The organism is Bacillus sp. mrc49, from assembly GCF_002803435.1.
The window spans coordinates 1-366 of record NZ_PHNG01000325.1; the positions used below are offsets into that span (position 1 = coordinate 1).

Below are 366 nucleotides of genomic sequence, written 5' to 3' on the forward strand. Positions count from 1 at the left end.
GCACTGGAGGAAGAGGAACTTCCGTTGATTTTACCGAAAACGACTGACATCAAGCCTTCAGGGACAGGGGAATCTCCACTTGCGAACATTGCGGAATGGGTTAACGTAACCGATGAAAACGGACGGAAAGGGCGCCGCGAGACGAACACGATGCCGCAATGGGCAGGCAGCAGCTGGTACTTCCTTCGTTATATTGATCCGGACAATAAGGAAGCTTTGGCAGATCCTGAAAAATTGAAAGAGTGGATGCCGGTCGACATTTATATTGGCGGTGCCGAGCATGCGGTGCTTCACTTGCTGTACGCTCGTTTCTGGCATAAATTCTTGTATGATATCGGCGTCGTGCCAACGAAGGAGCCATTCCAA

The 366-nt window shown here is 50.5% G+C and carries 1 pseudogene; it reads left to right on the forward strand.

Features of this window, described 5'->3' with window-relative positions:
* Window positions 1–366, forward strand: a pseudogene (locus CVN76_RS02180) (leucine--tRNA ligase); the annotation flags it as partial.